We start from the raw sequence: 12634 nt of genomic DNA, 5'->3' as shown, positions 1-12634 counted from the left end.
AAGCAAGAAAACCGGCAATATTGCCGGTTCCTGTATTTCAAGACAGGTTAAATTTTTCTTTTCCTCCGTAATTACGCAGAACATCCAGATATTCTTCTGGTAGTGCGTCCAGCTCATTTTTAATCCGTGTCTGCTGCTCTATCGGAAGATCTTCTAATGGTGTCAATCCGTCGATTTCAATACCGTCTCCTTCTGTCACAAACTCTTCCGGCATCTCGGCGCACCAGAGATCTTCCCAGTCGTCCTCGCAAATCGCCATACCTTCTGTGTACAACACAACTCCGTACATTGCCTTCATTCTGCACCGCTCCTTTTCATGTTTCTGATTCTCTTGTGTATCTCATTATATTTTGTGCTCTGCAAAATTGCAATAGGTCTAAAATGAGGTGTCGGTTTCTTCCGACACCTCATTAAGCTTTGCCAAATTCTCATTGTACTTTTCGATCATGTCCGACTCCTGCAACTGTCGCCACACATAAGCCGTGGCAATGCAGTCGGCAGCCGCGCTGTGCCAATTCGCACCTTTGTACCCGAGATAGTCCGCCAATACCGCAAGCTTTTTCCATTTATAGTTCACGTCCTCACCTTCACCACGCAGTTCTCCGTATACGACCGCACCGTAAAGCATCGGATCATCAATCACGGCATCTGGTCGGAGTCGAATACCGTAACGCTCGAGAAATGGAATATCAAACTGCTTGCCGTTGTAGGCAATAACCGTTTCGGCGTTTTGCAGCAGCGCCGCCATTTCGCCGATTTTATCGATGATTCCCGGCGCATCCTCAACGTCCTCTGGTGAAATACCATTCACGCGCTGCGCACCCGACCACTCTTTGGTATATGCAGGCTTAAATCGAGATTCAAAAAGTACCTCACCGTCTACCGTCGTAATCGCAGCTTCAAGGATTTCATCCTCAGCAAAATTCAAGCCGGTTGTTTCCAAATCAAAAACGAGTTTGAGGTTTGTCGGACGCTTAGACACAGCCGCACAAATAGCAGCGCATTTTTGCCGATAGATATTTAGATTTTCCCGTTTACGCTGTGCTTCTTGTTCAGCCAATGCAACCGCCCTTTCCTTTGCACGCTTTGCCGCGTCTTTGGCACTTCTCTCGGCGCGGATCAATGCGAGTTCCGTTTCGGACATTCTCCGCACTTGGTCAGCTCGAAAATATACCGCCTTAGACCAAGAGCGATTGCAGTACATGAGTTCGCCCTCGTTCTCTACGGGACAATATCCTCGCTTATGCCACTGTTTCTCAGTGGCGATTTGGGCCTTCTCATCCTCCGATAACTCATTATAAACTCTGTATTTCGTTGTCATTTTGTTTCACCTCGTTTTTCAAAACATCTCTCAGCACCTGAGCAATCGTAACTGCATCCGCACGCGGCATATTTCGCACGAGAAGTTTATCAACGATCCATGCTGACTCATTCAAGCTCTCGATTTCCGGGAGGGCTATGCCGTAATTCGGCACGGATATGTAATACGTAACCGTTGTACCGACTAAGGGTAGGTTTTCCATGATTTTTGCAATAACAACTGTAATACTTGAACGCGATTTAATACGCACAATTTGTGCGTCTCTGTTACCTTGTACGGTATATTCTGCGCTCCATGTTTCTGTTGATGTTCTAATTAACACCATTACTGCACGCTCCTTTGTTCAAAACCGGCAACATTGCCGGTTTTCATTTTGTACGCTTCTAATATTGCTCCTTCAATTTCTCTGCGAGCAGCATGTGTACAGGGCGTAAATGCAAAATTTGCTGCACGCCCGGCTTTCCACGCACGTGCTTCTGAATGGACAATCGGAAAGCGCACATACATTTTGCCTTTATCCTCATAGACGCGGATGCCGTTTATCGCATATCCGTCTGCCGTCAAGATATTTGCGACTGCGCGGAGCCTTGGGTCAGAACCGCGCAGCGGGTGTACATTGATCTTTCTGAATTTCATCCCATGTACCCTCTCAAATACCGATTCAGTAAAGCCGTGACTTTTTCAGGGTCTTCCTTATCCGCAAGCTTGAGAACTTTTAAAATTGCCTGTTCAAGCTTGTCCTGCTTCGGCTTTTCCGACTTTTCACTCTTTTCTTCTTTCTCGCCAGAACCGGCAATATTGCCGGTTTCCCGTCCGCGCTCCACAGCACGTTCACGGGCTTCTTTAATGTCTAAGCGTCCCTCTGCCACGTCGTCTTTTTCTTCCGGTGTAAGCTGCTCAGACATTTGCTTATAATAGCGCACAGAGCGTTCAGAAACGCCCATCAGCTTTGCAAGATGCTCCTGCATACCGCCTTTTATCTCACCGGCTTCTTTCATTTCTTCAAGCAGTTCTCGATATTCTTCGTAAAGCTGCAATTTGCGCTGCGGTGTGTATTCGCGGCTTGCATTGGCCTGATGCAGCATCAGTTGCGCCTTTCGTACAGATTTTGTCTCAAACACATAGCACGGCACTTTCGTCCAATGCAGATACGTAGTGATTGCCCTAAAACGACGTTCACCGGAGAACAGTGTGTAACGGTTTCCGTTTACGATTACGCCCAACGGTGTGAGCAAACCGACTTCATCGATATTCGCCGCAAGCTCTTTGTAGGATTCCTCATTGTCATCGGCTGCGTAAGAGTTCTTCGCCGCAAAATCGATCAGCGCCGTATCGATCAGCTCAAATCTGCCGTTCTGTGCGGCGTTATCTGTTGCTGCTTTCAAACTATTTAACCCGGCGTTGATATTACCTAAATTTAGCTTTTTCATGCTTACGCACCAACCTTTCCGAGAAACTCATCGGTCAAATTCTGATAATCCATATTTCCGTTGCTCCGCTTATCAAAAACGCAAATCGGCTCACGTGCATTTACCGCACGGATCAGTGCCACATTACGACGGATCGTCGTGTTGAACATCGGCAGCAAATCCTGTCCCAAAAGGACTTCGCGGAATACACTACGCAAACCGCGCCGCTCATCCATCGTAATAAGCCCGCCAAGAATTTTCAAATTCGGATTTATCGTGCGGCGAATATCCGCGATAGCCTCCGCTTTGAGCGTCAGCGCATGGATGCCATAGTCTTCGGCAAACATCGGCATGATGATCGCATCCGCATAATAGTGTACAATATCCATCAGCCTGCCACCCTGCGGAGGGCAGTCGATGATGACGAAATCATAATCCGCAAGATCTTCCAGTGCTTTTTCCAACGTGTTCAGATAAGGCGCACCATTCATTTTCTGACGAATCAAATCTTCTTCAATTATGCTCAGCGTTCGGTCAGACGGCAGCACATCTACGCCAAAGCATGTTGTCTGTACGGTCTCTGTGCAAGTCGCCTGCCCACGCAGCACCTCAAGTAAGGACGGAGATACGGCCACATCATAATTGAGCGTAGCATAGCCCTGCGGGTCTGCATCGATCAACAGCACACGGTAGCCGCGCTGTGCCAAGCACGCGGAGAGATTGACTGCCGTCATCGTTTTGCCAACGCCGCCCTTTTCGTTTGTAATTGCGATTTTCTTGATTTGTCTCATAATGAGCCTCCTAAAACTCCCGAAACCGGGGAAATATAAAAAACCGGCAACATTGCCGGTTTCCGTCAGAAATATGAAATTGAGATATGAAAGAGAGCAACCTTTCGGTTGCTCCTTATCTACACTATATAGCACGCCTGCTTCACACGCAGGAGGTCCGCGGTTCGAGCCCGCGCGTTTCCACCAAAAAAGAGCTGTCTCTAAAGAGACAGCTCTTTTGCTATGCTCGATTCCAATCCACCGCTTGACAAATCCCCGAACCGTTTCCGCGATTCACTGCATCCTACCAAATCATACACGACCTAACAAGATTTTTACTTATAAAAATCCCACCGCACCACACGGGAGCTTTCAGGGCCCGTATAGCACGGTGGGGTTATAACTTCTCTGCAAGGGGAAAACGCAGAAGATGGGTTATCCGTTTTTTTCGGGGACAAACATCATTACAAAACTAACGAGCAAAGACACACAGCAGCACCAAATGGCTTTTGTCCCAAGCAGGCCGCTCATCAGGCTGCCAAGGCCGGCGCCGATGCCGAACACAAAAATAACACCGAAATACGTCAGCGATTTCTGCAAAATCTCTTTATCCCGCGTTCTGAAATACGCGCACAGTGCCTCGGTGCCGGAGCGCATGTTGCCGATGCACATCGTGCTCGCATACGCGTGGCCGCGCACCTTGTGGAACGTCTGCACCTGCATGGCACATACAAACGAGACCATCGCGTTCGCAAGCGGTTCAAAGTATGCCGGCAAAAAGCCGACGACAAGCAAAAACACGATCTCGCAGAACAAAATGATCTGCCGCCAGTGGATTTTCTCATACGTCTTAAAACGAATGTGTATCAGCTCCGCGGCCGCTGTACCGATCAAAAACGATACCACCGGGATAAGGTACTTCACCACGTTCGGCCAGTCCTTCTGGAACAGCGCCGTGCTCAAAAAAACAATGTTGCCCGTCTGCGCGTTGGCAAAAACCTCGCCGCGACAAAAGTAGGTATATGCGTCCTGAAATCCGCCGGAGAGAATGATGAACACTGCCGCGCGGAAGCTGTCGGACATCTGTCCGTGCAGATGAAACGGCTCAGCGACCTTCATAGGCGTGCTCCTTTTCCGGCACAGTGAAAACGACCGCCGTGTACGAGAGCACAAAGCCTAGCGCATACAGGGCGAGCGCAATGTAGCTGCCGCCCACAACGCATTTTGCAATCATCCCAAGGAAAAAGCCAATCGCAAATACAGCCGCCGTAAAGCGAACGCGACCGGTATCCTCGCCGATGTGCTGCGCTGCATGCACCACCATTGCCAGCATACCTGCGTCAAAGAAAATACCCATAATGATTTCAAAAACTACCGCTTCCATTTTATACCTTCTTCGTTTGGCGCACAAAACCTTGAAACGCCGCTTTTTATCTACGCTTTTCAGCACAAAATCTGCGCGAAATCATCTTGACTTCCCACAGCATTACCATTATAATACTCTTATATTCATGTGTAAAATCTATAATCCATATATCTAAAATATCGTTATGATATAGCAAGGGGAACAGGGCCAACATGTACATCAGTTATGATTACTATCGAATTTTTTATTACGTTGCAAAATACGGTAACCTCTCGCAGGCTGCAAAGCAGCTTTTAAATAACCAGCCGAACATGACGCGCGCCATCAAAAACCTGGAAGCCGAACTCGGGTGCCCACTGTTTCTGCGCACAAACCGCGGCATGAAATTGACGCCGGAGGGCGAGCGCTTGTACGCCCACGTGCGCATCGCGTTCGAGCATATCGAAGCCGGCGAAGCGGAGATTACCGAGAGCCGCACGCTGCAAACCGGCACCGTGTACGTCGCCGCAAGCGAGGTCGCGCTGCGCTGCCTGCTGCTGCCCGTGCTCAAAAAATTCCGCCTTCTCCACCCCGGCATCCATATCCGCATCAGCAACCACTCCACGCCGCAGGCTATCGCCGCGTTAAAAGAGGGCACAGCCGATATTGCCGTCGTCACCACCCCCACCGCACCGTCCGCCTCGCTCGCCGAAACCCCTGTCCGACCCATCCACGAGTATGCCGTATGTTCACCGTTTTTCAAAACGCTCACAAACCGCCAAGTAAAGCTTGAGGAGCTCTTAGAATTCCCGCTCATCTCGCTCGGCGCCGATACCAAATCGTTCGAGTTCTATTCCGGGTTCTTCGCCGCGCACGGTTTGCCGTACCACCCGGATATCGAAGCGTTCACTGCCGACCAAATTTTGCCCATGGTCGAAGCCGACCTCGGCATCGGGTTCGTGCCGGAAGAATTCTTGGAAAAATGGTCAAATGTCTGTCGCATCGATTTGGAAGAGAAAATACCGGAAAGAAACGTCGTCGTCATCAAACGGAAAGGCCAACCCCTGAGCGTCGCCGCCAAAGAGCTCGAAAAAATGATCCTCGCCGCCGAAAAGTGAATGATCAAAAAGGAAGCACGCCTCAAATGAACTGCACCCCATTTGTTGGACAGTATGGTATACTGTTTAAGAAATGGGGCGTTTTTATATTTCAAAGGGAATACCGCTTAAAAGCAACCCTCTTCGGGCAGCAAAAAAGGCGGCCGAACTGCATCCGAAAACGCAATTCAGCCGCCGAAATTCTATATTCTAATTATCGCTTACAATTTCTGACAGAACTCCACTTTTTCACCGTTCGGACCTTCCACGGTGAAAAACTTCACGCCGTTCGCCCAAAACGGCAGCCCGTGAATCTCGTCGTCGAGCATCGTAAGCCCCGCTTCCTTCGCCGCTGCGAACGCCGCTTCAACATCTGTCGTGTCGAGCGCAATGTGGTCGATGGCGCCGGGCTTCCCCACCGCCGCGTGGTTCTCATACGTCTCAATGACTAAATTTTTGAGCTGCAAAAACGTCACGCGCTCGTTCGCCGCCTCGTTTACGGTCTCTAAAACCGGCTGAAAACCGATGGTCTCGTAAAACGCAACGGTCTTTTCCAAATCGTTCGTCGGCACGCCGATGTGCTGCACACCGGTCAGCATTTCGGGAAATTTCATAAGTATCACCTTTCATTTTTAAAATAGCAAAGCAGCGCCGCAAAACTCCGCACGGCACTGCCTTAAACCGCTCACGCGGAAATTCACCAATAAATTTACTTAAATATCATCGAAAGCAAGCCCGTAGACTGTAAGAACAGCACCAGCATCATCACAGGCGCTACGTAGCGGATCATCACGTAATACATACGCTTGCGGCGGAACTTATACCCTCCGCGCTCCATCTCGTCCGCCACATATTTCGGCGATTTCACCCAGCCGATCAAAATGGTGGAAAGCAACGCGATCAACGGCATCATAACGCTGTTGCTGACATAGTCCATAATGTCCAGAAGCTGCGCGCTCGAGCCGTTCGGCAGCGTCACGTTGAAGTAGAACACGCTATACCCGAGCGCGATCACCGCGGAAGCTGCGAGGTAAATCAGCGCCAGCACAAGCGTCGTCTTCTTTCTGTCCGTGTGGAAGATCTCCATACAGTTCGCAACGATAGACTCCAAAACCGAAATGCAGGAAGTCAGCGTCGCAAAAATTGCGGAGATGAAGAACAGCACACCGACCACCGTGCCCGCCGGGCCCATCGCGTCAAACACCTTAGGCAAAGACACAAACATCAGGCTCGGGCCTACGCCCATGCCGTCCGTGCCGGAGAACACGAATACCGCCGGAATGATCATCACGCCTGCAAGCAGCGCCACGCCGGTGTCGAAAAACTCGACCTGCGAAACGGATTTGTTGAGGTCAACCTCCGGCTTCACATACGAGCCGTAGGTGATCATAATGCCCATCGAAACGCTCAGCGAGAAGAACAGCTGGCTCATTGCATCGAGCAAAATCTGCAAAAAGCGCTCCACGGTCAGCCCCTCAAAGTGCGGGGTGATGTAGTAGAGGAAGCCCTGTAAACCCGTGCGCACGTTGCCGTCCGCGTCCTCGTGCTTTAACGTCAGCGAGTAAATCGCAATAATAACAACAAGAACCAGCAGCACCGGCATCATGAATTTCGATACCTTCTCAATGCCGCCCTCAACGCCCTTATACACAATGAACGCTGTTACCGCCATAAACAGCAGGCCGAACACCACAGGCGACACCGGCGACGTGATAAACGACGTAAAGTAGTCGTCCTGCGCCGCGCTCGAAGCCTGCCCCGTCAGATACACGCACGCGTACTTCGTGATCCAGCCGCCGATGACCGCATAATACGTCATGATGAGCACCGGAACCAAAAACGTCAGCACACCAAGGAACTTCCACTTCGGGTGCATCTCCTCATATGCGCCGATGGCACTTTTCTGCGTCTTTCTGCCAATCGCAATGTCGGAAGTCAGCAGCGTAAAGCCGAACGTCAGCACCAACACCAGATAAATGATGAGGAACAGTCCGCCGCCGTCCTTTGCCGCAAGGTACGGAAAGCGCCACAAATTGCCCACGCCCACCGCGCTGCCGGCCGCCGCCAGCACAAAGCCGAGCTGCCCGGAAAAATTGCTTGTTTTTTTCTCCATAGTCCTATACACTCCTCCGTAAAATACCTGCTATACCCAAAAAGCCAAACTGCCGCACTTTTCGAATATATACGTATTAGTATACTACTTTAACTCAGAGAAGTAAAGAAAACTTTACACAATTTTCCCACAAAATGCGAAAAACACCGAATTTCTCCGGTGTCTCCCTTTCCAGACTTTTTGGGGTCATTTCAGAACGCATCGGGGCGCGGATGTGAAACTGAAATTATGTGCCCGATTCCTGCTGCTGACACGTTTGGCTGACGGTTTATCGCAGTCAAATGCGCAGTCTGAACCAGCTTGGTGCTGTTGGTAGAATGTAAGTTAACACAATTTTTTTAAAATCAGGAGGTTCTTAAGATGGCAAAAGGTGAAAATATTTTCAAACGCAAGAACGGCAGATGGGAAGCGCGCTATATCAAAGGATACGAGCTTCCGAAAAAATTGAGTATGGCTTCTGCTACGGCAAGACTTATCGGGAGGCCAAGGAAAAAGTGAACAAGTGCAAAGCGGCGCTGGTCAATGGTAAACCAATTCCCGACACAAACTCCCGGCACCGTTTTTCGTTCTACTGTGACGAATGGCTTCGTATCCGATGCCGAGATTTTCTGCACATCCACGTGCTCCGAGATCTTTGTGATCCTTATAGTACTGGACCGCATCAAGTACAGGCGCAGCAGCGTCAGGTGCTGCTTCGGTCTTGCTTTTGTAAAAGAATGAGCAACACGCCCATGCGGACTGGAAATTGTCCACCGGGGCGTGTTTATCAGGGAGAAAATATTTTCTGTTTCGTAAAAAACGAGTTTACTTTGCGACGTGCTTACCTCGCTTTTTACTCAAAAACACAAGTGCGGCAATGGCTGCGCCGGAAACGGTGAGGAGGGAAATACTGAAGATGACGGCAATGTAATCGCTGCCGGTTTTCGGGGTATTTGATCCGTTGTTATTGTTTGGAACCGGGGTAACGGTAGCCGCTGCGCTCGGCGCTGCCGTAGGCGCTGCCGTAGGCGCAGGCGTTGTGGTCGGCTCTGTGGTCGGTGCCGGTGTTGCTGTGGGTTCCGTTGTGGGTGCCGGGGTAACCGATGGCTCTGTCGTAGGTGCCGTGGTCGGTTCCGCCGTAGGTTTGGCAGACGGCTCCGGAGTCACGACCGGATCGGGCGTGATGGGTGTGTTTTCATTGCGCGTATAGCCGCAAACGGTGCACTCCTCGTGCTTTGTTCTGGCTTCTATGCTCCGAGTGCTGATGTCGCTTTCCGCTTCGTCATTGACCCAAACGAAGGTGTGTGCCGCTTCGTTTACATGTACGCTGCAGGTCACGTCGTCGCACGGGTTCCAGTGGGTGTTCTCGTCGAACTTCCACACAGTTGTATCCGTTACGGCATCCGTATGCTGCTCGGTGGTAAACATATCGAGCGGCGGGATAAGCTCAATGCCGGTATTCCAGTAGAGCGCCTTGAGCGGATCGTCCGTACCGGTTTCTTCCAGTGTGCCGTCTTTTACATGGCGACTTTGGCTTGTGAGCGTAATGTCGCCGTTCAGCGCCTTGCCGGGCTTTGCATCCCGGCTTGTAAATGCCGTGCCGCCCTGAAGGAAGGTTTCGCTTGTGGAGATGGTGCCGCTGCCGGAAATTGCCGTGCCACCGTCACCGAAGAGCGGTGCACCGCCGATGGCAACAAGCTTACCGTTGCCGGTGATAGTACCGTTCAAATCGATTGCAGTGCCGCCTGCAAAATAGGTCATACCACCGCCGCCGTATGCAACGAGCGTTGCGCCGTCTGCAAGCGTCAGGGTGCCGTTGACCTGCAGAGCGGTCTGGCCAATCTCATTGCCGGCATCATCGCCTTCAATGAAGACCTGCCCCTTGACGGCCACATTGCCGTTTGTGACAACGACCGGCTCGGACGTGGTGCGGCCTGTTAAATCGCCGTTTGCAAGGTAGTTAGCATGGGAATAGATCGCTGCGTTTTCCAAAATTGCGCCGTCTGCAAGGCGGATCTGGCCGCAAACGGAAGCGCCCGTCTTGAAGTCGCCGCTGTAAGCACTGTAATTCATGGAGAACGTACCGCCGCCCTGAACGTCGATGATGCCCTGCACAACGGAATCGTCCAGTGTTAATTTGCCGCCGTCTTCGACGACGATGCGCACGCTGCTGAGAATTTTCATGTTGGTGAGCGTCAAGTTGCAGCCGGCCGGGATGTACAGTGTCTGCGGAATGTTGCCCGCTTCTACCTCGTCCCAAGCAAGGTCATAGCCGAGGTAGCCGTATGTGCCGCTCTCATGCGAGCCGAACCAGACTTCGAGGTCAGCCGGTACACGGACGCTTTCTTCTTCACCGTCCACATTGCTGCCGAAGTTCTTGATGGCCCACGGCTCCATGATATCCCAAGCATACAGGCCGTTTGCATACTGCTTGAGGTTTTCGATCTTGATCTGCTCGGCGAGCGTTTCTTCGCCGGTGTAGATCATAAAGGGCAGCGTGTTGCTGGTCGCTTTTCTACCCTGATTGTCTTCGATGGAAACCGAGACGAGGTATTTGCCTGCGTCCTTCGGTGTGCCGCTTAGCGTAAGGTCACTGCTGATGGGCATATAAACGCCGCTCATACCACTGTCTGCGTCTTCCGCGGTGCCGCTTTCGACATCCGGCACGATGCTGACCTTGCACTTGCTGCCGTTGAGATTGATTTCGGAGTTATTATCAAGCTTTTGCCAATCGTCGTCGGTCGGCTCTTTGTCTTTTTCAACCAGTGCACCGTAAACGGTAACGTTGCTGTTGTTGTTCGATGTGGAACCGCCCGTGCTTGCGCCGGAAACGCCGTCATAATCTTTCTGGCCGACGATGGCGGCTTCAAACGAGCCCTCGATCTTTACGTGCAGTTCAAGCGGGTCGCCTTTGCCGTCGTCTGCCACGAGAGACGCCTTGCCGTCCTTATCTACAACGAACTTGAGGTTCAGATCTTCATAGCCCTTTGCGGAAATGGTGATGACATCGCCGCTTCTGACAGGTACTTTATTTTCGGAAGCCGAGTAGCTCTTTTGCGCAATCTGGATGTAGTTATCATCCGCATACTTTCTGTATGCGCCGCCGGAGGAAACGTTATACGACTTTTCTTCCCAAGAAATGCCATTCACCTTAAAACCGGTAACGTTTTCCACATAATCGCTCGGCTCGGAGAAGTTGATATGCCAATCGTTTCCGAAAGTATCTTTCGTAAGCGTGACCTTGTCGATATCTACAACTTTCAGTGCGGATGCCTTGAACTTTGCCGTAACGGTTACGTTTGCAGCCGGCATCGCGAAGGTGTAGGAAGTTTCGGAAACTTTTTTGGTCTCCACTTCTTTGCTTTCCGTCTTTACGGTTAGTGTATCAAGCTCATAGTCCACATTCGGGGTGACGGTAACTGTAACTGTCTCGCCCTTTTTGATGACCTCGGAAGCGCTCAAAGAGACGCTTCCGTTTTCGGCCTTCGCTACGTAAGCCTTGTAGGTGGTTTCTTCCACTGCACCGATGGTGACCTTGTAGTTTGACTTATCCAACGTAAGCGTTAACGGCTTATATCCCTTTGCGGTGATAATGCAGGTCGCGGGATTTGTATCAAAGCCTTCACCGATGTAAAGATAGCCGTCTTCGTATTCGTTACCGGGTCTGACATAATAATTGCTATTTCTGCTCACACCAAAGGAAGACGATGCCTTTTCCCATGCAGTGCCGTTTACTTGAACGGCGGTGATCGAATTCAACCAATCATACGCACCGCTGAATGTTAAATTGAAGTCGCTTCCAAAATTAGAACTTGCCGTAAAGCTCGTCGGCGGATCCGTATCCTCTACCGGCGTCGGCTCCTTGGTCGGCTCCGTTGGGGGAGTGGTCGGCTCGGTCTCCGAAATCTTTACGGTCGCGGTGTAGACATCGTTATAGCTGACCGTTGCCTTTGCGACTTCCATCGTCAGCTTATTGTAGCCTGCAGCCGTAACTTCAACGGTCAGCGGGAACGAAGCGTCGTTCTCAATGGCAAGCTGTAAGGCTTTATAGCTGCCGTATGCACCCGTTGCATCACCGACACACCAAATGCCGGTATCGTTTGAAAAGCTGTTGATCGTCTGGCCTGTGAACGCTGTACCGTTTACGGTAACGCCGTTCACTGCATTCAGCCATGTGGTATCGCTGAATTCAAAATTCAAAACGGTTGTATAAAACCCGCTTTTTTCGCAGCTTTTCACTTCTGTCGGTGCTGCTGCCTCTGCCACTGCGCCGGTCACGACCATGGATAAGAGGATCATTGTCACCAAAAGCAAAGACGCTGCTTTTTTGTAAATGTTTCTCATGCTGCCTCCTTCATTTTCTGTCGCGGCTTCTCCGCCGCTTCGGATATTTCCACGGACAGCTTTCAACAAAATCTCTTAAAATGGTTGAAAGGCGCGCTTTTCCGTGGTATAATGCTGCGCGTGGGTTAGATGCATCTAACTTGCACTGAAAAAATCAGTGTTAGCACCCCAAGCTTTATGCGCCGCAAAAGGCTTTCAATCCCTCACGCGAAGGATTACGTTCTCTGCTCTTACGGTGTATATAGAGTTAGATAGC

At 50.8% G+C, this 12634-nt stretch carries 13 protein-coding genes and 1 tRNA gene; 3 read left to right on the top strand and 11 right to left on the bottom strand.

The genetic code is table 11. The features are described 5' to 3' along the window. Nucleotides 1-37: 37 nt before the first annotated feature. The 6 genes from ACLTX1_RS05765 to ACLTX1_RS05740 all read right to left on the bottom strand — a co-directional run bounded on the left by ACLTX1_RS05765 (nt 38) and on the right by ACLTX1_RS05740 (nt 3521). Nucleotides 38-298 (bottom strand): hypothetical protein, encoded by a 261-nt coding sequence (locus ACLTX1_RS05765; protein ID WP_412330603.1) that lies wholly within the window; start codon nt 296-298, stop codon nt 38-40. Between the two features lie 78 nt (nt 299-376). Next, nucleotides 377-1144 carry an exonuclease domain-containing protein gene (locus ACLTX1_RS05760; RefSeq protein ID WP_412330602.1) on the bottom strand — a complete coding sequence of 256 codons (768 nt, stop codon included), beginning with the start codon at nt 1142-1144 and terminating at the stop codon, nt 377-379. Nucleotides 1145-1295: 151 nt separating this feature from the next. Beyond that, nucleotides 1296-1646 carry a hypothetical protein gene (locus ACLTX1_RS05755; RefSeq protein ID WP_412330601.1) on the bottom strand — a complete coding sequence of 117 codons (351 nt, stop codon included), beginning with the start codon at nt 1644-1646 and terminating at the stop codon, nt 1296-1298. Beyond that, the gene (locus ACLTX1_RS05750) at nt 1646-1957 is read right to left on the bottom strand and encodes a septation protein SpoVG family protein (RefSeq protein ID WP_412330600.1); all 312 of its coding nucleotides are present in this window, start codon (nt 1955-1957) and stop codon (nt 1646-1648) included. Before ACLTX1_RS05750 ends, ACLTX1_RS05755 begins: the two co-directional genes overlap by 1 nt. After that, the gene (locus tag ACLTX1_RS05745) at nt 1954-2751 is read right to left on the bottom strand and encodes a ParB/RepB/Spo0J family partition protein (RefSeq protein ID WP_412330599.1); all 798 of its coding nucleotides are present in this window, start codon (nt 2749-2751) and stop codon (nt 1954-1956) included. The genes ACLTX1_RS05750 and ACLTX1_RS05745 overlap by 4 nt, the downstream gene beginning before the upstream one ends. 2 nt (nt 2752-2753) lie before the next feature. Continuing rightward, the gene (locus ACLTX1_RS05740; RefSeq protein WP_412330598.1) at nt 2754-3521 is read right to left on the bottom strand and encodes a ParA family protein; all 768 of its coding nucleotides are present in this window, start codon (nt 3519-3521) and stop codon (nt 2754-2756) included. Between the two features lie 29 nt (nt 3522-3550). Between ACLTX1_RS05740 and ACLTX1_RS05735 the strand changes: the two genes are divergently transcribed. Then, nucleotides 3551-3707 (top strand) — tRNA-Ser (locus tag ACLTX1_RS05735). A 228-nt stretch (nt 3708-3935) separates the two neighbouring features. Here the strand turns inward: ACLTX1_RS05735 and ACLTX1_RS05730 are convergent. After that, the gene (locus ACLTX1_RS05730) at nt 3936-4619 is read right to left on the bottom strand and encodes a YoaK family protein (RefSeq protein WP_308450005.1); all 684 of its coding nucleotides are present in this window, start codon (nt 4617-4619) and stop codon (nt 3936-3938) included. Further along, nucleotides 4606-4884, bottom strand: a complete 279-nt coding sequence (locus ACLTX1_RS05725; protein ID WP_176821081.1) for a hypothetical protein — start codon at nt 4882-4884, stop codon at nt 4606-4608. The genes ACLTX1_RS05730 and ACLTX1_RS05725 overlap by 14 nt, the downstream gene beginning before the upstream one ends. A 194-nt stretch (nt 4885-5078) precedes the next feature. Between ACLTX1_RS05725 and ACLTX1_RS05720 the strand changes: the two genes are divergently transcribed. After that, on the top strand, nt 5079-5963 hold the full coding sequence (locus tag ACLTX1_RS05720; protein WP_308450004.1) for a LysR family transcriptional regulator: 885 nt from the start codon (nt 5079-5081) through the stop codon (nt 5961-5963). Between the two features lie 200 nt (nt 5964-6163). Here ACLTX1_RS05720 and ACLTX1_RS05715 read toward each other — a convergent pair whose 3' ends face one another. Continuing rightward, the gene (locus ACLTX1_RS05715; protein WP_308450003.1) at nt 6164-6556 is read right to left on the bottom strand and encodes a VOC family protein; all 393 of its coding nucleotides are present in this window, start codon (nt 6554-6556) and stop codon (nt 6164-6166) included. Between the two features lie 95 nt (nt 6557-6651). Next, entirely contained in the window at nt 6652-8055 is a 1404-nt protein-coding gene (locus ACLTX1_RS05710) for a sodium-dependent transporter (RefSeq protein WP_308450002.1), read from the bottom strand. 360 nt (nt 8056-8415) lie between these two features. Here ACLTX1_RS05710 and ACLTX1_RS05705 point away from each other — a divergent pair, with 360 nt between their 5' ends. Further along, nucleotides 8416-8553, top strand: coding sequence for a hypothetical protein (locus tag ACLTX1_RS05705; protein ID WP_308450001.1), 138 nt, complete (start codon nt 8416-8418; stop codon nt 8551-8553). Nucleotides 8554-8859: 306 nt separating this feature from the next. Here the strand turns inward: ACLTX1_RS05705 and ACLTX1_RS05700 are convergent, their stop codons facing one another. Continuing rightward, a complete protein-coding gene (locus ACLTX1_RS05700) occupies nt 8860-12378 on the bottom strand; it encodes an InlB B-repeat-containing protein (protein ID WP_308450000.1) in 3519 nt (1172 codons plus the stop codon). Between the last annotated feature and the right edge of the window lie 256 nt (nt 12379-12634).

This window comes from Hominenteromicrobium sp., from assembly GCF_046974225.1.
GTDB lineage: Bacteria > Bacillota > Clostridia > Oscillospirales > Acutalibacteraceae > Hominenteromicrobium > Hominenteromicrobium mulieris.
The sequence above is the reverse complement of the archived record's forward strand: the minus strand, read 5'-3'. Positions and strand labels throughout refer to the sequence as shown.

Coding starts and splice junctions, on each gene's coding strand:
- ACLTX1_RS05765 (WP_412330603.1), bottom strand. CDS start 298: ATGAAGGCAATGTACGGAGTTGTGTTGTACACAGAAGGTATGGCGATT.
- ACLTX1_RS05760 (WP_412330602.1), bottom strand. CDS start 1,144: ATGTCCGAAACGGAACTCGCATTGATCCGCGCCGAGAGAAGTGCCAAA.
- ACLTX1_RS05755 (WP_412330601.1), bottom strand. CDS start 1,646: ATGGTGTTAATTAGAACATCAACAGAAACATGGAGCGCAGAATATACC.
- ACLTX1_RS05750 (WP_412330600.1), bottom strand. CDS start 1,957: ATGAAATTCAGAAAGATCAATGTACACCCGCTGCGCGGTTCTGACCCA.
- ACLTX1_RS05745 (WP_412330599.1), bottom strand. CDS start 2,751: ATGAAAAAGCTAAATTTAGGTAATATCAACGCCGGGTTAAATAGTTTG.
- ACLTX1_RS05740 (WP_412330598.1), bottom strand. CDS start 3,521: ATGAGACAAATCAAGAAAATCGCAATTACAAACGAAAAGGGCGGCGTT.
- ACLTX1_RS05730 (WP_308450005.1), bottom strand. CDS start 4,619: ATGAAGGTCGCTGAGCCGTTTCATCTGCACGGACAGATGTCCGACAGC.
- ACLTX1_RS05725 (WP_176821081.1), bottom strand. CDS start 4,884: ATGGAAGCGGTAGTTTTTGAAATCATTATGGGTATTTTCTTTGACGCA.
- ACLTX1_RS05720 (WP_308450004.1), top strand. CDS start 5,079: ATGTACATCAGTTATGATTACTATCGAATTTTTTATTACGTTGCAAAA.
- ACLTX1_RS05715 (WP_308450003.1), bottom strand. CDS start 6,556: ATGAAATTTCCCGAAATGCTGACCGGTGTGCAGCACATCGGCGTGCCG.
- ACLTX1_RS05710 (WP_308450002.1), bottom strand. CDS start 8,055: ATGGAGAAAAAAACAAGCAATTTTTCCGGGCAGCTCGGCTTTGTGCTG.
- ACLTX1_RS05705 (WP_308450001.1), top strand. CDS start 8,416: ATGGCAAAAGGTGAAAATATTTTCAAACGCAAGAACGGCAGATGGGAA.
- ACLTX1_RS05700 (WP_308450000.1), bottom strand. CDS start 12,378: ATGAGAAACATTTACAAAAAAGCAGCGTCTTTGCTTTTGGTGACAATG.